This window comes from Paenibacillus sp. N22P23 (assembly GCF_059383735.1).
In genome coordinates this window covers 1,389,374-1,408,579 of sequence record NZ_JBXENT010000001.1, presented here as the reverse complement: position 1 = coordinate 1,408,579, position 19,206 = coordinate 1,389,374, and the positions used below count along the sequence as shown (strand labels likewise).

The following is a 19,206-nucleotide window of genomic DNA, read 5'->3' as shown; positions in this document are numbered from 1 at the left end:
TCCACTTTCCCAAAGTTACTCCTCATAGGTTTCGATCACAATCGTAACCTCATTGGAATAAACCGAGTAGGTGAACAACTCGCCGTTCACTTCGTAGCTAAATTGTGCTAAAACACGGAACCGCAAGTGATTTTGGAGTGGGTGATCAGACAGTCGCAGGCGATAGGTGACGATGATGGTCTGGTTCGGTGCCAGTATGCCAATCGGCAGCCCTTCTCCCGGCGTAAAAGGAACCTCGACACCATTTACCCGGATACTTGTAATTTCGATGCTGGTTTCGTCAGGAATGAGCGCGAACAGAGTTACGGCGGCGGCATAATTACCGGTATTCGTGATTGCCACTGTAACCGCAATCCATTCTCCCGGTCCGCTGATTGGCGGCGCTGCGCTCAGTTCCGCTCGAATAATAGGCACAACAACGGAAGTAACAACATCATTGGTCACAACCGCATCCGTAACGACGACGCCACTCGGAAGACGGAACGAATATTCTACGTTTGCCCTGTTAATCAGCTCCGATTGATTGCCTGAGCGGGTAACGGTAACCAGAAAGGAAAGCACATACTGCAAACCCGGCTGCAGAAAGCCAAGCTGGATGCCAGCATCCGGATTGGCACCGGGAAGCGGCCGACCGTTAACTTCAGCGCTGCCCTGCGCGAAGAGGGCGCCGGCAGGGATCGCATCGCGTACAGTAACGTCCGCACCAGTCGTACCACTATTCGCGATGGTAATCGTGTATCGAATAGATTGACCAACGGTTGCTTGCGACAGACTCGCGGATTTACTGACCGCCAGAGCAGGGCCGGATACGATAGTAGTAACTGCATTCGAGGTAACAGATTGATCGAAAGTGCCAAATTGAAATCTCAACTCGGCACTATTCGATAACGGAGTGTGGACGGGAACCTCCAATACGATAACACTGAACGTCACTTGGACGGAAATACCCGGCTGAATGAGGCCAAGTGTAATACCGGCAGCAGGTGAAGCCGATGGAGAGCGAACACCATTAATGGTGACGCTCCCCTGAACAAACAGCGTTCCTTGCGGCAGTGCATCATACAGTACACTCTGCCGCATCGGCTCCGTTCCTTCATTAGCAGCCGTAACGGTATAGACCAGCATATCGCCGGTGTACGTATAAGCAGTATTAACGCCTTTTAGCAGACTGACTTGCTGTACCGTAACGGGCAGTGTTACGACGTTCGAGCTTTCCGAGCCGGTAATCGTTCGGCCATCGGTCGTTTCAAAATAATACGCTGCCGTCGCTTGATTATCGAGCTGACCGGAAGGCGGGGCGGAAACAAGCAGCAGTTGAAAATATATCGTTACCGTACTGCCCGGACTGACGTCTCCGATCGGAATGCCGCCTTCCGGTGTTACGCCGGGTATAGGTGAACCATTTACGATGACGCTGTTGGCCACGAACACGGTACCCGGCGGCAATACGTCATACACGGTCACATTTGCGGAGCGATTCCCGCTATTGGTGACCGTAATCTGATACGTAACCGGCAGCGTCAAACCGGCTTGCGTCGAAGTCGAAGACAATTCGACTGAGATGACCGGCCCATTCACATTGGTATCTACGATATTCGAGTACGAGAAGCTTGTTGCGCCGGCGGAAGAGAAGGACACGACGGACTGATTGCGAATCGTCTGCGGCGGGTCCGGAACTGCCATCATACTACCAGCACCTGGAACTGAACGGTAGATACCGCGCCGACCGCGATTGTGCCGATGTGGATACCTGTATTCGGACTATCACCAGGCATCGGTACTCCATTGACGGTGACCGTTCCAGGGATGAAGCTTGCACTTGGCGGGAGCGGGTCAACCAAGGTGACGTTGTTAACCGGCGATAAACCATTATTCGTAACCGTGATGGTATACGTTATCGTATCGCCTACAACAGCATCGATTGCGTTGCTGCTCTTCACCACGGACACATCCGGTGAGGAAACCGGAATGATAACGGTATTCGAGTTCACCGTTGCATTGATAACACGGCCATCCGGCGGTGAGAATGTGTACGCGATTGACGCTTGGTTGGCGAGCTGCTGTGGAGAAGGCAGTGCTTCGACCGTAACCTGCAAAGTGACCAATACATGTACGGTAGCACCAGCCGGTACCACGCCGACATTAATCCCGGTAACAGGATCAGCGCCAGGTTGCGGAACACCGCCGATTGCTACGCTGTTCGGTATGAATTCAGCTCCGGTAGGAATGGTATCGTATAAGATTACGGTAGCTTCCAGGTTACCGGTATTCGAGATGAGTAAGGAGTAGGTGATGGTATCACCGACAGTAGCGTTCGCCGTACTTGCGCTTTTCAAGACAGACATGATCGGATTGTAGACAGGTGTCGTTAATACATTCGATAAACCCGTGCCAGAGAAGACGCCTGATGTGAAGGACACTGTAGATTGGTTGTTTAACTGACCGCTCGGCGGAAGTGAATTTACTGTAATGTCAAAGGTAACGGGAACAGAGGATGATGGTGTAATGACGCCAAGCGCGATACCCGATGCCGGGTTGGCATTCGGAAACGGCACGCCGCCTACGATAACCGAACCAGGTACGAAGGTCGTGCCGGCAGGTACCGGATCGGAGAGAACGGCACTGTTCAAATTCGCAATGCTTGTATTCGTGACGACATTCGTATACGTGATGACATCACCGAGAATCGCGTCCGTGGACAATGTACTCTTCACGATGCTTACATTAGGCGAAGTGACCGGAATTGTTAGCGAGTTGGACGCAGCGGAACGAATGAACGATCTCGAATCCGGCAGCGTAAATGCATAGCTGGCCGTCGCTTGGTTGGTCAACTGCTGATTTGGCGGCATCGTGTTGATGGTGTATTCAAATGTTGTCAGCACTGTCGCTCCCGGTGCAACGACGCCGATCGTATAACCGGCTGCCGGATCCGCACCTGCTTGCGGAGCACCGCTGACAATGACGCTGTTTGGTACCAACGAGGTGCCGGTTGGGGTAGGATCCGTGATTGTAACGGTTGTCGGATAGTTTCCGCTGTTCGTTACGTTGACCCGATATACGATCGTGTTTCCGACGCTGGCCAAGGAGCTGTCAGCTGTTTTGACAAGGGTAATAACAGGTTGATAAACAGGTGTCGTAACGGTATTCGAGAACGTAACCGCCGAGAACACGCCGGAGGTGAAGCTTACCGATGAGCGGTTGCTGACTAGTTCGCCTTCCGGAACAGATGTCACGGTTACGCTGAAGCCTACTGTAACCGAAGCGCCTGCCAGAATCGGATCTAACGAGAAGCCGGCCGCCGGATTTGCATTTGGAAGCGGCACTCCATTAATGGTGACGCTGCCTGATAGGAAGGAGGTTCCTGCCGGGATCGGGTCAGCGAAAATAATATTATCAACTGTGGAAATACCGCTATTGGTCACAAGAATGTTGTACGTCTGAGTATCGCCAACCGTGAGTGCAGTTTGTGTGGCACTCTTAACGACATCTACATCCGGAGAGGAAACCGGATAGGAAAGTGTATTGGACAATGAAGATCCCGTAAGCGTTCGGGTGTCAGGCAGCGTATAGCTGTAAGCGGCAGTCGCTTGGTTGGATAACGACTGCGTTGGCGGCAAGGATGTGATAACCGCAGTAAAAGTGACATTTACTGTAGCGCCGGGCTGAACGACACCGACGGGAATACCTGTAATCGGATCTGCGCCTGCTTGCGGTGAGCCGCCGACAATGACGCTGTTTGGGACGAATGAAAGCTCAGGTGCTAGTGTCGGGTCTGATAGAGTAACGGATGCGGCATAGTTCCCGGAGTTGGTGACTGCCATTGTATAGATAACGGTTTGGCCAACGGAGGCATTTGTCGTGCTGGCACTCTTTACAACACTGATGACGGGCTGATAGACAGGGATATCTACGCCATTGGAGAAGGATGAGCTGGAGAATGCACCGGATGTGTACGTTACGGTAGCTTGGTTAGAAATGAGCGCAGGCGTCGGCACTGAAACGACAAGCAAGCTGAACGTCACGGTAGCAGAGCCGCCGCTTGGTATCGTGCCTACATTTACGCCGAGCGCCGGATTCGCACCGGGTACGGGGACGCCATTAATGGCTACACTTCCGGATACGAATGTGGTTCCGCTCGGAATGCCATCGATAAATACAGTGTTCGTGATCGGTGAAATCCCGTTGTTCGATACCAGCACCACGTAAGGGATCGTGTCTCCGATCGAGACAGATGTTGAAGTCGAAGTCTTAAGTGCCGTCACATTCGGTGAAGATACGGAGATAGACAGTGAATTGGATAACTGGGTCCCGGTGATTAAACGCCCGTCAGGGGGAGTGAATTGATAAGTTGCTGTCGCTTGGTTGACGATCTGCTGCGGATTAGGAAGTGTATCGATCACGACGGAGAACATGATGTAGACGGTTTGATTCACGTTAACCGTACCGGCATTGATTCCCCCGGAAGGTGTGGCGCTTGGCTGCGGGACCCCGTCGACGATGACGCTGTTGGATACGAACGAAGTATTCGGCGGAATCGTATCCGTTACGATTACGGTTGCAGGAAGATTCCCCGTATTGCTGACTGCAATCGTGTAAACGACGGTATCGCCTACTTGGGCATTGCTTGTGCCCGCCGATTTAACCACGTTAATTTGCGGCTGCGTAATCGGTGTAGTAACGACATTTGACGATGATGTGCTCGAGAAGCTGCCGGACGTGAAGCTTACTGTCGACTGGTTAACAATTTGATCGGACACAGGCATGATTAGTTTCACCTCATAGGTCACGGTCGCGAAGGCACTGGGTGCCAGGGAACCGATCGGAATACCAGCGGTCTCATCCGCCTGGGGAAGTGCAATACCGTTCACTTTCACGCTGCCCGGAACAAAGGCTGTGCCCGGGATAGCAGTACCGACATAAATAATGTTGTTTACGTTCGTAATTCCGTTGTTTGTAATGACGGCCGTGTACAATATCGTATCTCCGGTCGTGATATCTATTGCAGCCGTGCTGAGCACAACCGATACGTTAGGTGCCGATACAGGAATGGATACCGTATTGGAGTTTGCCGAGCCATTAACCACGCGTCCTGCGGGAAGGGTGAAGGTGTACGCGGCTGTCCCTTGATCCACAAGCTGCTGCGGGTTCGGAAGGGAATCGACGGATACTTGAAAGGTAACCGTTGAAGTCTGAAGCGGTGGTACAATGACGCTCGGAATGCCTGTGACCGGGTTAACACCTGGTTGAGGAATTCCATCAACAAGAACAGAGTTCACAACAAATGTCGAGCCTGCCGGAATATTATCCGTAAGCGTAACATCAGCACTGATATTACCGCTGTTGTTGATTTGCAGTGTATAGACGACGGCATCTCCGAGTGTAGCAGCTGATGAAATGGCGCTCTTGGAAACAGCGAGTATCGGTGAATAAACCGGTATATTCACCGTATCCGAGAATGACGTTCCCATGAATGCACCTGAGGTGTAGTTGACTGCTGCCCGATTAGATAGAACAGCAGATGCCGTAAGTGTCGTCACGCGGACCCGGAAGCTGATAATCGTTATCGCTGAAGGAGCGAGCGTTCCGATCAGAATGCCCGCCGCAGGATCTGCGCTTGGAGCCGGAATCCCGCCAACTGTCACGCTGCCAGTAATAAATTGTGAACCGTCCGGAATCGGATCGGATACGAATACTTGATTGACAGGTACAATGCTGTTGTTAGAGACGACGATGGTATACGTAATCTCATCGTTAAGGGTCGCTTCCGAGAAATCTGCGCCCTTACTGATGCTTACGTTAGGCGCGGAAGCGGGAATCGACACGGTGTTCGAGCTGCCGCTTCCATTCATTACACGACTGTCCGGCAGGGTGTAGGTAAACGTGTAAGTCCCGAAGTTAGTTAGTGTAGGCGGATTAGGCAGCGATTGAAGCACGACTTGAAAGACGACATTCACTGTACTTCCTGCAGGAACCGGCCCGACCGGAATACCGGTTTGCGGTGTTGAACCCGGTCGTGGAGATCCGTCAACGGTAATACTATCAGCAACATATGTCGTCCCGGAAGGCAGTGTATCGGTCAATGTGAGCTGCGCTCCGAAATTACCTGTATTTTGCACGGCAAAGGTGTACGTTAACGTATCGCCTACCGTCGCGCGGGTAGTGTTCACCGATTTCTGAACGGCGATGATCGGTTGATAGACCGGAACGGACACGGTGTTCGAGAGGGAAGAGCCGTTAAATGTGCCTGAGCTATAGGATACTGTAGCACGGTTGTCAATTTGGGCAGGTGACGGGAGCGATATGACATTGAGCTGGAATACGACCAGTACGGATGAGCCTGAAGCAATCGTGCCGATAGAAATACCGTTTGCGGGATTGGCAGTCGGACTAGATACTCCGCCAACTGTGACTGAACCATTGATGAAACTCGTTCCGGCCGGAATAGGATCACTGAAGACAACGTTCGAAACGGCGGCAACACCGTTATTGGAAATCAACGTTGAGAATGTAATTGTATCGCCGACCGTTGTTGCGGTGCGATTCGAGCTCTTCGCCACGTTAACATTCGGCAGTGAAACAGGAATCGCGAGCGTGTTCGAGGCAGCTGATCCGCTTAGTGTTCTGCCACTGCCATCAGGCGGCGCGTAGGTATAAGATGCCGCTGCCTGATTCGTAATTTGCGGCTGCACAGGTGTTGGCAGCGAATTTACAATTACTTGAAAGGTGACTGTCGTCGAACCGCCTGCAGGTACTAATCCAATGGGGACGCCGGAAACGGGGTTTGCACCGGTTTGGGTGACTCCGTTTACCTTGACGCTGTTCGGGACAAAGGTCGTGCTTCCCGGAATATTATCCGTGAACGTGGTTGTCGCGCCAATACTGCCGGAATTGGTGATCAGCACCGAGTACGTTACGGTGGTTCCAACGGCTGCGTTCGCTGTATCTGCGCTTTTAACCATCGTAAGCACAGGTGAATAAACCGGTGTTGAGACGGTATTCGAAGGGATGACACCGCTAATAATGTCCCCGCCGGCAACACTTTGAAAGGTGAAAGCAGCCTTAGCGACGTTTGGAATTTGAGGCGGATTGGGCAGAGAGGTGACCTTTGCTTTGTATGTAATGGTTACGGAGCTGTTCAAGGCAAGGGAACCTATCGGTACGCCGGCAATGATATCAAAAGTCGGTTTAGGTACGCCTGCTACGACAACACTGCCAGCTACAAATGTGGAACCGGTAGGAATGGCGTCTGAAACGACGACGCTTGCTGCGTTCGCATTACCTGTATTGCTGACTGTGACTGTATACGTAATCGTATCGCCAATGACGGTTCCGATAACGTTTGCGCTCTTGGTCGTCGAAATGTTTGGCGCATTAATATTGATCTGTAACGCATTGGCATTGACGACATAGGCATCTCCAGAAGTGGTTAGCGTCAATACGGCTGATGATTGGTTGTTGACTAGGTTGGCCGACACATTGACGTTCGTGATATCCCAGCCTTGCCGGCCTCCAACGATATTCGAGCCCGGTGCTCCGTTAACCTGATTTCGCGTCCCGAATGTTCCGGTCGTATTCAATGCTCCGGTATCGTCATTGATCTGTGAAGCAAAGAAATTGTTGGCGAAATTGTTCGTTCCGGACAAAGCAACCTGTGTGCCGGTTGTCGGACCGAATAACGCCTGGTCCCCGGTGCGATTCGCATCGCCTTCCTGAGCGCTGAATAATGCTCTGCCGCCAAGCGCCCCGGAGACAGGCGTAGCGAATCCGGTTATGGTCGTAACAACCGGGGCAGAGGTGGATTGAACAAGTACGGCTCCTACACGCAGTGACATGTTCCGGAAGGGCAAAGTAGGATTCTGATAGATCACGGCCAGCGTCCAGCCTGCATGGTTGGCTGTCGGGTCTGTAACCGTAATGGTTCCGACAACGGCCCCTACTGTGTAAGTACCGGCGCCACCTGTCGCGATTCGCGAGGTCACATTGGCTGATCGCGTATAGCCGAAGGCGCCGCTGCCAAGATCAAATGTATTTGCCGTTGCCGCGTCCGGCGTGATGCTGACGCTTGTCGCATTAGGCAATGTAAGAGTAACTGGATTGTTGATCGCAGCAGATAAATTGACGCCAGGCACAATGTATGTACCGCCCCAGATCAATTCCGCGTAAAGCACGGTGCTTCCTGCAGGCAGCACAAGAATGGCAGATGCGTTGTTTAGCAAATAATTGCTGGTCGTTCCGAAGGGATAGGTACCATACCGAACAGCTGTATTGATCGTTGAGAATGCGCCGATACTGTCTTGGGTACCGGGAACCCCTTCCACCGTGGAACGGCTTAGTCCGAGCGTATTACCTGTGAAGGTAATGGCGCCGGTTGCATTAAGGGTAGCCCGAACTACTAGTGCAATGCTCCTCGCCCCCCCTTAAGTTCCTATTGGAATATGATGCAGATTGCACACTAACTCAAACATATGCACCTATTTAAGGGGCTATGCTACTACGGAGCATGGCTACGGCATGAGGCTCAGGGTGAACTTCATTACACATCGCTAACCATTCCTCGTCGGTTATAGGGGCCTTCACGACAACAAAATAATACAGAATTTCATCCACTACGTTAGCTTGAAGCTCCTTGAGAACTTCCAATTCATCCGGTTCATAGAGATCGGATAGATAAGGGGCTTGATAGAACAGCTCCATACGAAGCAGTCGGAAATCATAAGGCGGAGAGGAGACATAGCTATATGGCGATAGGGGAGGACAAATCGGACTTCCCGGAGGTTGTTTAAAATTTGCCGTCATATAACGAGGAGTGTGCTCGTCGAAACGATGTTTTAAGAAAGGATTCGAGCTGTGGCGAAAATTGTGCGCATACGGGCATAGCAAACAAACTACAGTCTTGTGAACGCTGACACGGTAGATATCACGCAGCGCGAAGTTTAGGTCGCTTACGTAAGGCAGCATGCGGCTTACGGCAATGAAATCGATGGAATTATCGGGAAACGGAATTTCAGCATTCAGATCACTGACCAGATTGACGCCCGGCAGTGCATAACGGTCAATCCCATAGCAGTCAGGGAGCTTATTGGCGCCGCATCCGATATCCAGTTTCATTGTTCGAACCCCCTAACACATGAATACTCTATTAGTTTCTAGTGTATGGAGTCCAAGGCTAGCCTGTATATACGCTTGCCCACCGAAACGAAAAACGTGCAGAGCACCTATGTGCCCTGCACGAAATGTTACCTAAATGACATCGCGAGCTGTAACGAATGTCTTATCCCAAATGCTGCCTTTGAACGTAGAGATTGTGACACCGATTCCTACACGGTACGTTTGAAGTACTTTGCCATTGCCCATATAGATGCTGACATGATTGATTTTACCATCACGATTCGTATCCGAGAATATAAGGTCGCCTGGTTTCAGGTTGCTTTTCAGCACTCTAACACCTTTGACTGCTTGCTGTCTCGACGAACGCGGAAGGCTGATGCCGTTCTTCTTATAGATGTACTGCACGAAAGAAGAACAATCAAATGCGCTCGTAATGCCGGATTTGGCACCGAATTTGTAAGGAACGCCCATATATTGTTTGCCCTTATTAATGATGTTATTCGCAACGACAGAATCGGATGCTGCGTGTGTCGTCTTCGGCGTAAGAAGCATGCTTCCGGCAAAAGCGATAGATAGGCTGAGTGCTACACCTGCTAGTTTTCTACCTATACGCTTGTTTGTTGTGTTATTCATGTCTTCCTCCTATTAATTGAGAGTAAAGTGTGATTACTGGATGTCATGATCACCTGGAGACCACTATACCACAGCAAAAAAAACCACTACTTACCAATGTGGAGGAAAACTCTTCATTACGAACGCTTTCACTGTCATTGTTAGAATACGATTAGAAAACATTCATGCAATTCCCATTGACAATGAGAAAAGGCCAATCAGGGAAGTCCTGATTGGCCTCTTGCTTAATAACGTATGGTTTAAGTGCGTTTTATGAGTGTGAAATCATCATAATGAAAGCCTGGTGCTACAACGCAAGATACAAATACAGGTTCATCGCCGAGCGGCTTGGCCATCTGCCAAACATTCGCCGGTACTAACGCTTGCGGCCGTTGTCCTTTCGCGATATCCGGTCCAATAATGATCTCTTCGGTCGTTTCCGGATTCTCTCCTGTACCGCCTAAGCGAAGCAGAAGCGGGCTGCCGGAGTGCCAGAGCCACAGCTCATCGGATAACACGGTATGCCAGTCCGAAGTTTCATCCGGGTGAAGAACGAAATAAATGGAGGTTGCCGCAACACGAGCGCCTGAGTAGCGTTCACCTAGAATAGCTTGCGGAATCTCGAATGAAGCCTTCCACAATTCTTTGTACCAGCCGCCTTCCGGATGCGGTTTGAGGTCCAAAGCTTGTACAAGCGGTGATAATTCTTTTGTTAACATCAGTTGGTTTGCTCCTTTTGAATCTCTCTGTATAGCTCTATAAGTCCATCTCCATGTTTCAATTTAACTTATGTCGTGCCAAGTTGTAAACGGCCATGGATCTCCGCTAAGAGATCCATGGCCGTTTTTCGATTTATTGGATGACTCCGCATACAATCCGATTTCCTGAATTACCGGAAGGGTCGGTTGCATAGTCATCGGCTTTCTCATGGATGACAAGCGAAGTGCCGCCTGTCTTCCGGAGGGAATTGGGGTGGTTCGGCGCTAACGTAACGATTCGTGTCTCGATATCCAATTTAACGGAACCGTCTGCTGCTACGGTGATATTCGGCAAATCCCCAACATGGAACCCCTTTGGATTGTTAAATCCATGCTGTTTTGTCTGCGGGTTGAAATGCGCGCCGGCTGTCTTAAAGTCAGGTGCTTCGCATTTGCCGGTTTCGTGAAAATGGATGCCATGTACGCCGGGCGGCAAGTTCTTGGCTTCAACATGAAGCACGACTGCATCGTTTTTCTGTGTCAGTGAAGCCATTCCGACTTCGGTGCCGGCTGCACCGACCAGTTTAACTTGTACGACGGCTGGCGTTGTTTCTTGAACGGGGTGCGCGCCGGCAGGACCGCCAATGGTTGCGGCCAGCAAGACAAAGCAAACCGCTGTTCGGCTTGTGTGTAGCAGAGTTCTTTTCATTGCGCTGCGTAATCCTCCTGTGAATTCATCTCATAGCTCTTGCTTATCATTACCTACTTTATAGTTGCTCAAACGTGAATGCTGCTTAGCATATCTTGTCGCATATTTGGATTGGTAGCGGCTTCGATTTGTGTTAGCTTAAGGGGGAGATGTCTTATTTAACCAAATGTCTTATCTATCCAAGCATAAGCGGGAGGCTAAATGATGAATTTGATTCGAGTTGGGATGATTGGAACCGGTGGAATTGCGGGGTGGCATGCGCGTCAACTGTCGGAGCTATCGGAAGTACAGATTGCATCGGTAGCGGACCCGAACACGGCTGGCAGGGAGCAGTTTATTGCTCAGAATCAACTAGGTGATATTCCGGCATTCTCGGATTACTCCGATATGTTGAATGAGGTGGAGCTCGATGCGGTCGTCATCTGTTCGCCGCATACGCTGCACTTTGAACAAGCAAGCGCTGTATTACGCAAAGGGCTTCATGTGTTGATCGAGAAACCGATGACTTGCTCCTCCGAGGAAGCGAAAGCATTAATCGAGCTTGCTAACGATGCGGGCAAAATCATGCAGGTATCGTATCAGCGACATTTTCAACCTGAGTTTCTCTACATCCGGGATGCCATTGCCAGAGGAGAGATCGGTAAGCTAACTTCCATTACCGCATCCTTGTATCAGGAGTGGAAGCAGGGAACACCTGGCTCCTGGCGCCAAGACCCTTCATTGTCAGGCGGCGGATTCTTGATGGATTCCGGAAGCCACATTATTGATGTTCTGCTATGGACCACAGGCCTGACTCCGGTTGAAGTCAAGCCTCAGCTGCACATGCATGGCACTCCCGTAGAAATTGACACCTTCACTTCCATTCGATTTGCAGAAGGCGCTGTTGCCGGTCTTAATCTCGTCGGTTACTCCCCATGCTGGCATGAGACATTTGTATTCTGCGGCGAAGAGGGCGGGATATTCTACGATAACGGCCGCATTACGCTTCGCCGGTTGAGACAAGAGCCTATTGTGCCTGAGCTGCCGAGCGCTGCCACCAATCAAGACAAGAGCTTTATTGATGCTATCTTAGGTCGTCATGCTGTGCTTGTTCCAGGCGAGTATGCACTTAAGGTTGTGCGATTATCCGAGATGATCTATGAAGCAGCCGGTTATTCTCCGCTAGGACATTTGGAATCTGAGGAGGTATGCTAGATGACATATTCAATCGGTATGCGAATTCCGCCCATCATTGGCCGCGCAGGTATAAGCCAAACTGCCGCATGGGCAGCGGAAATCGGACTCGACATCTTGGATGTTTCCGAGTTGACTCCGGAAGTGAAGCAAGCCTGCAGTGAGTTCGGAATCGGCATCGGTTCCGTCGATGCGCGGCATACCGCACAGCTGCTTAGCCGCGACGATGCACGCCGCTCCGATGCGGTCGAGGCGACGAAACGCCAAATGGACACGATGGCTGAGCTTGGCGGAAGTGTTATGTTTATGTGTTTGGTTCCGGAAGATCACACGCTTCCTCGCTCGGAAGGGTTCGCAATATGGAAGGATTCCTTTCCGGAAGTCGTTCGACATGCCGAGCAGCGCGGCATCTATATCGCCATTGAAGGTTGGCCGGGGCCGGCGCCGCATTATCCAACGCTGGGCTGTACGCCTGAAATGTGGAGAGCTATGTTTGAGGCAATCCCTTCGAAGCATTTTGGACTCAACTATGATCCTTCCCATCTCGTGCGCCTTGGCATCGATTACTTACGTGCGTTATCAGAGTTCGGTGAACGCGTTAATCATTGTCATGGCAAGGATACGGAGCTTCTAAACGATGAGCTGTATGAATGCGGCGTGCTGCCGGCTACATTCGGCGCGAAATACGGATTCTCGGAAGGCTCATGGCGTTATACAATACCTGGTCATGGCGCAGTCGAATGGAGTAAGGTGGCTGTGCGATTGGATCGCCTCGGGTATAAAGGGGCTATCAGCATTGAACTGGAGGATCATCGTTTCTGGGGATCCTTGGAGCAGGAACAGCAGGGTATAGTGAAAGCGGCGGAACACTTGCGGACTTATTTTAAATAAAAGAGAGGAACGAGAATCGAAGTGTCGATCATGGACACCAGGTTCTCGTTTTTCATTAAACGTCCATGAAACGAGGCGACAGCCGTTTGACCTTGTTCGTTTCATTTTAGTACACTTAATGTAAGGAGTGGATATGAAAGTGGACCAAATTCATTTTACATTAAGCGAAGCGAATGCACTTTTACCGCAGCTGCAGGAAGATTTGCTAAAGCTGCAGCTATTGACGCAGCAATTCGAAGAAAAGTTTGATGAACTGCAAGTACTGAAGGCAAGTACGGATAGAGAAAACGACGATCCATTCTTTGAGGTGGAGAGTCAACTAGAGTTTATGCGTATGGAAATAGACCTGCACATCGGAAATTTTGATCGGAAAGGCGTTTTTCTCAAAATGATCAACCCTGGATTGATTGATTTCCCTTCGATTCTCAATGGTGAGGAAATTCTAATCTGTTGGAAGCAAGGCGAGGATCGAATCTCTCACTATCACGGCTGGAATGACGGTTTTATGGGGCGCAAGGCGTTTCCGGAAGCGTGAAAAAAGATTAAAAAACACTCATAAAGGAGCCTGGTTGACTCAGGCTTCTTTTTTGTTCGCTAAATAAGGAATGTCCCTCGACAAAAGTACATATTTTTCTTACAGAAGGTTTGACATGCTTTTCAGAAGATAGCATTTACAATCTAACCTATATCGGAAAGGCCCTTAAATCCAAGGAAGAGGTGTTTCAATGACTAGAACCATCCAGTGGAATGTAGTGGCTTATATGATTTGCGCTCTGTTTGTGACGACGGCTATCCTATCCTTTACCTTTACAAATGCACTATGGAATTCCCAAATAGCAGGATTATCTGCTCCGCACTGGATTCAAAACAAGTCCGTTGCGACCACATCGCCAGCCGCAGAAGTCATGCATCTCCCGAAATCAATGTTCCAACCCGCTACGGTTATCCCCAAAGCATCGGCTGAAATTGTGGAGCTGATTCGCAAAATCCCCGCGCCTGCTGCGTCTGCCGTTATTCCAAAGGCAAATCCTCTCCATACATATAAAGTAACCGCGTTCTACCTCAATGTACGTTCAATGCCTGATGCAAGCTCGAAAATCCTAACGGAAGTGAAGCAAGGAGAGATGCTGCAAATTGTGAGTGTAACTGAAACCGGATGGCTGGAGCTCAAAGGCGGCGGGTATGTTCATGGTGGCTACGCAGAGCAAGTACCGCAAGCAGCACAATCGAGTGCAGTGCCTGCAGACAAAGTGAAATCCGCTAAAGTTGAAGTGTCCACTGCATCTGTTATTCATAAGACGGTTAAGAAGGTGAATGCGCCAACGGCTGCTATTGATAATTTACCCCTAAAGACGAAGAATGTAATCACAATCGAGAAACTGGCAAAACCATCATCAAAGGTGATGTCAGACTCAGGCCTCACGAAAGAGCAGATCGCTACGATCTTTAAAGGAACGAAGCTTGCCGGTCATGGTCTCGAAGCGGCTGTTATCGCCATCGAAGATAAATATGGCATCAATGCTTTCTTCACCATCGCCGTCATGAAGCTTGAAAGCGGTAACGGATCGAGCCGGTTGGCGCAAAATAAAAATAATTTATTCGGTTTGAACGCCGTCACAGGCAAAAACGCCTATAAAAAGGCCTTTACCTTCGCCACTAAGGGGGAGAGCGTGCGGAAATTCGGACAACTCCTCTCGGCCAACTACGTAGAGCGCGGATATACGACGATCGAGAAGGTTGCGAAGAAGTATTGTCCTGCTAACGGTCGATGGGCAGGGCATGTCCGAAGTATTATGCGAAGTGATTTTCTGAAATTAGCTTAATTACCGTCAATCACCTGTTGACAGAAACTAACGAGTCATGTTACATTTCCATGAGTGATCACAAGCAGTTGCAACGAAACATTGAATGAACTTCATAATATAAATTCGTATAACCTCACGATCTAACAGGGTGAGGGTATCTACAGGAAGCCTTAACTTCCTTACTACGAATACGGAATGATCAGTTGATGATTCTGTATTTGTGGTAAGGAAGTTTTTTGTGTTTGTTCATGAATTGCAGCAAGTTTTGAGAGGGGCATCTAAGATATGAAATATATGATTTCTGTATTTCTGGGCGCGGTCAGTTACGGCATTCTGTCGACGATCGTAGTTAAAGCTTACGGAGAAGGATACAGCTTAGGCGAAGTTGTAGGTACTCAGCTTCTGACGGGATTTATCTTATCATGGCTGCTGGTCATGATACTGAAAGTACGCAGTAAACGTCAGGCTGCAAAGTCAAACGGGGCGGTTCAGCAACCTGTGGGCTTAACATGGAAACAACGCTTCATGCTAATGTCGGCAGGTATACCGACAGCGATGACAGGCTTGCTGTATTATCAATCGTTGCGCTACATTCCGAATTCACTTGCGATTGTGCTGTTGTTCCAATTTACGTGGATGGGCGTTCTCATTCATGCGATCAGCACACGTAAGCGTCCGAATGGTATTATGCTGCTGACGCTTGGCATCTTGTTCGGAGGTACGCTGCTCGCTGCCGGTATAATGGAACAGGGCATCTCTGAGTTTAATGTACTTGGAATCGTGCTTGGCTTGCTCGCAGCAGTCAGCTACTCGCTCTTTATTATTTTCAGCGGGAAAGCTGTACCGACTGTTCATCCCGCTCAGCGCAGCGTATGGATGATTACTGGCGGACTGATCTTCGTGTTTATTCTATTCCCGCCGGTATATCTGTTTAATGGCGTGATCTGGAGCAGTTTGCTGCTCTTCGGTTTCTTGCTTGGGCTGTTCGGCGCCTTTATTCCTCCCGTATTGTTTGCGGCAGGTGTTCCGCATATCGGCGGAGGTATGGCCGGTATTCTTGGCGCCTCGGAGCTGCCAGTGGCGGTTATGCTCTCAGCGGTTGTCCTGCATGAGCAGGTGAGTGCACTGCAGTGGGCCGGCGTCGTTCTCGTGCTTCTAGGTGTTGCATTGCCTGAACTGCTTAAAGGTACAAGAAACAAAGGAAACTCCCGTAAACAACTTGAATACTCTGCAGGTTAGCTCATCTTGTTGACTTACGTGCTGTAAAATAATGAAGCCCGATTCCATAAGGAACGGGCTTCATGTTTTGTATCCGAGCGATTATCGGTTACTCTTCGTCTTCTGCTTCATTAGCAGCAACATTTGCCGCAGTTTGGTTCGAAGCCGGGTTGTGTTGGAAGACTTCAGCCGCTTCTTCTGCGGAGAATTCGGTGTCTGCTGCACCTGCAACCGGAAGTTTGTTTAGTGCTACGGATTGTACATCTGCTTTGGAAACTTCATTTTGTCCGTTTGCCATGTGTGTGATCCTCCTCATTCTTGTAAATTGCAACAGACATTAATATACCCAAGCAGGTATGACAATTATGCATGGCGAATTTGAAATTAAACTTTATATCGATTTTAGCCGTTATTAAGATTAGCTTCATTTTTATTTCATGCCTAGCTGTTAAAATAATGGAGCAGCAAGAAGCAATCGTAAGGAGGAACGTTTCAGATATGAAGAGGAGAAAGAAGAAAATCCCCGGCGTGGCCTGGTTGGCGTTATTCATCCTTGCCGCGGCTTCATTCATAGTCCAAGCCCAGGATCGTGTCAATGGTTCAAGTGAGCATGATCCAACCGAAGGAGAGCCGGTCACCGCGAGTCAGAATCTGCTGCTTGCAGGCAAGACCGTTGTCCTGGATGCCGGACATGGCGGCAAAGACGCCGGTTCGATCGGACAGCAAGGGACGTTCGAGAAGGATGTTACGCTGCAGACGGTCATGCATATTCGGGACGAGCTGGTGAAGAGGACGGGAGCAACCGTCGTATTGACACGCCAAGATGACGAGACGGTGTCGCTTGATCAGCGAGTGAATATCGCCAATGAATCGAAGGCGGATGTGTTCATCAGCGTTCATTACGATGCTTTCGAATCCGATGATGTCGCAGGAATGACGACGTACTATTACAACGAATCTGATCTTGGACTGGCGGAGCTCATGCATGGCGAACTTGTGAAAGGGATCGATGCCAAAGATCGCGGTGTGAAGCTGGGCAATTATCAAGTCATTCGTGAGAACGCCAGACCGGCGCTGCTGCTCGAGCTTGGGTATATTTCGAATGATGCGGAGGAAGAGCGTATGCAGTCAGCCGCGTTTCAGGAGAAGGTATCGAGCACGATTGTAAATGGTATTATTGATTATCTATCCTAATCGTCAACGGCACAAGTGATGACCACTTGTGCCGTTTTTTTTGGATGGATGCTTTGAAGTTACATCAAGAACGTTCCGATCACAATTGACGATCCGAGAATAATGGCGCGGAGCAGCTGTGCAACGGATTTGTTGCCCTTGGCGATCTCTTCGCAAACGTTTAGTTTAGGCGTAAGGAAATCAAATAGGACGTAGACGAGACAGAGCAGAAGGATGCCTATTCCCGACCAGATGAGCATCGCCTCCCAATCATGGGAGCTGTAGGAGACCATGGCAACGATGATGCCAAGTCCGAGCAGCTTGCTGCCCATGTAGATGCCTGCAGCTTCGTTTCCTTTTCTAATTTCCTCCCAATCATTGAAACGCGTAAGCTTGCTGAATACGAATGAACCAACAAGCAGTGCAGCCAGCAAAATGAGTATCCCAATTCCTACATTCAACAGATCGTTACCAAAGTTATTCACGCCTTGATCCTCCTTGGGTTGTGTATGTAATTGCAGCCGGGCAATAATAGGCCATATCTCCGGTAATTTTTCCGCCTATACGGGGCAGTAAGCCGGCATAATGACCGCCAATAACATAAGCTCCTGTAAGCAGATAGCCATCGAAAGGGCCATCCTCCGTCTCCACACTAGCTTCTTGCATCTGGAACATCTGCTGATATATTTTCGGCTGGTTGTCGTAATAGTCTTGCACCTCTAGGACATCTGCCTCCTCATGACCCCATTCCGCTTGCTGGAAATGTCCTGCGTCATCATAGAGGGATGTGCCTTTCCCTTCACGTCCCCAGTATCCTTTGGCTACATAAGGCATTCCGGCTTGAAGAAACGGAGATGCTTCATAGTAAGTCGGCAGCAGGTAGCGCTCTATATCCGCGATGTCCTTATGGTCGAGAAGGGTGAACCCAATGAATTCCTCGGTCTGTTCTCGTCGTTCGTAGAGCGACCAGATTAATGCCATAAACCCTTTGCTTTGCGTAATGATGCTTTGTGCCGGATTGATTAACCCGAGCTTTCCCTCGGCAACGAGCTGAATGAGCACTTCACCAATTGGCATGTTTTCATGTTCTTCGTCTGTATCGTGAATCAAATATTCGAGCGGATAGAGGCGATATAACACGGCAATACGTTGACCGCCGGCATAGAGTCCGTCACCAGGTAAAATCTCGAGCTCTTCGAGTGGTACATAGAGTGTTTCATATCCAAGCTCATTTACCGCCTGCATCAAATACTCCGTATTGGTCCGATCCTCGAGATGCCAGCCATAACTGGAAAATACAATTGGGCCTACCAGACCTTGTTCAGCGTAATGCCGAATCAATTGACCGAAGGCCGTCTGTATCTCGCTTCGCATCCCGCTTGAAGCAGCTGTGTACGTGGAATGAGCGTGAACTAGCTGTTCTGCCAGATAGGCTGTTTCAGGAATGCCTGTTGGCGTATCCGTGTTATTCTCGATACATTTCATGCCATGCCCGCTAATGATCCAATCCTGTCTGGAAACGCCGTGATACGGAACCTGCATTCGAGCTGCGGACAAGAGAGAGGGATGAAGTCCTAACTTTTGGATGAGAAAGTCATCAGGCAAAACAGTTTGGGCGAATCGAAGCACCTTCCAGTAAATGCGGTCAACCGCTTCGGAAGCGGCTTGCAGCGCGGCTGCCTCTTCTGGCAGGAATAGCGTTAAAGCAGGAAGACAGTACTGCTTGCCGTTCATCCGGTGATAGGGGATTCTTTGGGCGATCTCTCCGCTAAATATCTCATCATGCTTCCCTTCGAGCTGCACAATCCGATTTATCATG

General features: G+C 49.8%; 15 protein-coding genes and 1 riboswitch. Of the genes, 6 read left to right on the top strand and 9 right to left on the bottom strand.

The features are described from left to right. Positions 1 to 15 precede the first annotated feature (15 nt). The 6 genes from AC506A_RS06725 to AC506A_RS06700 form a co-directional block, all read right to left on the bottom strand. Complete coding sequence (locus AC506A_RS06725; RefSeq protein ID WP_495460196.1) at positions 16 to 1,686, bottom strand: hypothetical protein; 1,671 nt, start codon at positions 1,684 to 1,686, stop codon at positions 16 to 18. Continuing rightward, positions 1,683 to 8,318: a DUF7507 domain-containing protein gene (locus tag AC506A_RS06720; RefSeq protein WP_495460195.1), complete on the bottom strand. Its 6,636-nt coding sequence runs from the start codon at positions 8,316 to 8,318 to the stop codon at positions 1,683 to 1,685. The genes AC506A_RS06725 and AC506A_RS06720 overlap by 4 nt, the downstream gene beginning before the upstream one ends. Before the next feature lie 157 nt (positions 8,319 to 8,475). Beyond that, a complete protein-coding gene (locus AC506A_RS06715; protein WP_495460194.1) occupies positions 8,476 to 9,108 on the bottom strand; it encodes a methyltransferase domain-containing protein in 633 nt (210 codons plus the stop codon). 132 nt (positions 9,109 to 9,240) lie between these two features. Then, positions 9,241 to 9,741, bottom strand: a complete 501-nt coding sequence (locus tag AC506A_RS06710; protein WP_495460193.1) for a C40 family peptidase — start codon at positions 9,739 to 9,741, stop codon at positions 9,241 to 9,243. A gap of 239 nt (positions 9,742 to 9,980) precedes the next feature. Further along, positions 9,981 to 10,439: a cupin domain-containing protein gene (locus AC506A_RS06705; RefSeq protein ID WP_495460192.1), complete on the bottom strand. Its 459-nt coding sequence runs from the start codon at positions 10,437 to 10,439 to the stop codon at positions 9,981 to 9,983. A 133-nt stretch (positions 10,440 to 10,572) separates the two neighbouring features. After that, a complete protein-coding gene (locus tag AC506A_RS06700; protein WP_495460191.1) occupies positions 10,573 to 11,127 on the bottom strand; it encodes a superoxide dismutase family protein in 555 nt (184 codons plus the stop codon). Between the two features lie 201 nt (positions 11,128 to 11,328). Here AC506A_RS06700 and AC506A_RS06695 point away from each other — a divergent pair, with 201 nt between their 5' ends. The 5 genes from AC506A_RS06695 to AC506A_RS06675 all read left to right on the top strand — a co-directional run bounded on the left by AC506A_RS06695 (position 11,329) and on the right by AC506A_RS06675 (position 16,235). Next, on the top strand, positions 11,329 to 12,321 hold the full coding sequence (locus AC506A_RS06695) for a Gfo/Idh/MocA family protein (protein ID WP_495460190.1): 993 nt from the start codon (positions 11,329 to 11,331) through the stop codon (positions 12,319 to 12,321). Continuing rightward, on the top strand, positions 12,322 to 13,191 hold the full coding sequence (locus AC506A_RS06690; RefSeq protein WP_495460189.1) for a sugar phosphate isomerase/epimerase family protein: 870 nt from the start codon (positions 12,322 to 12,324) through the stop codon (positions 13,189 to 13,191). It abuts the gene before it with no gap. A gap of 133 nt (positions 13,192 to 13,324) precedes the next feature. Continuing rightward, entirely contained in the window at positions 13,325 to 13,726 is a 402-nt protein-coding gene (locus tag AC506A_RS06685) for a DUF2203 domain-containing protein (RefSeq protein WP_495460188.1), read from the top strand. 190 nt (positions 13,727 to 13,916) lie between these two features. Continuing rightward, entirely contained in the window at positions 13,917 to 15,014 is a 1,098-nt protein-coding gene (locus AC506A_RS06680; RefSeq protein ID WP_495460187.1) for an SH3 domain-containing protein, read from the top strand. Positions 15,015 to 15,099: 85 nt separating this feature from the next. Continuing rightward, positions 15,100 to 15,201, top strand: a riboswitch (purine riboswitch). Positions 15,202 to 15,281: 80 nt separating this feature from the next. Then, positions 15,282 to 16,235 (top strand): EamA family transporter, encoded by a 954-nt coding sequence (locus AC506A_RS06675; RefSeq protein WP_495460186.1) that lies wholly within the window; start codon positions 15,282 to 15,284, stop codon positions 16,233 to 16,235. Between the two features lie 88 nt (positions 16,236 to 16,323). On the opposite strand, the gene AC506A_RS06670 is transcribed toward AC506A_RS06675, so the two are convergent. Continuing rightward, positions 16,324 to 16,512, bottom strand: a complete 189-nt coding sequence (locus AC506A_RS06670; protein ID WP_494817459.1) for a hypothetical protein — start codon at positions 16,510 to 16,512, stop codon at positions 16,324 to 16,326. 200 nt (positions 16,513 to 16,712) lie between these two features. Here AC506A_RS06670 and AC506A_RS06665 point away from each other — a divergent pair, with 200 nt between their 5' ends. Next, the gene (locus tag AC506A_RS06665) at positions 16,713 to 17,408 is read left to right on the top strand and encodes an N-acetylmuramoyl-L-alanine amidase family protein (protein ID WP_495460185.1); all 696 of its coding nucleotides are present in this window, start codon (positions 16,713 to 16,715) and stop codon (positions 17,406 to 17,408) included. 59 nt (positions 17,409 to 17,467) lie between these two features. Here AC506A_RS06665 and AC506A_RS06660 read toward each other — a convergent pair whose 3' ends face one another. Both AC506A_RS06660 and AC506A_RS06655 read right to left on the bottom strand, forming a co-directional pair. Further along, positions 17,468 to 17,872, bottom strand: coding sequence for a DUF350 domain-containing protein (locus tag AC506A_RS06660; protein WP_091216989.1), 405 nt, complete (start codon positions 17,870 to 17,872; stop codon positions 17,468 to 17,470). Next, positions 17,865 to 19,205, bottom strand: coding sequence for a glutathionylspermidine synthase family protein (locus AC506A_RS06655; protein WP_495460184.1), 1,341 nt, complete (start codon positions 19,203 to 19,205; stop codon positions 17,865 to 17,867). The genes AC506A_RS06660 and AC506A_RS06655 overlap by 8 nt, the downstream gene beginning before the upstream one ends. Between the last annotated feature and the right edge of the window lies 1 nt (position 19,206).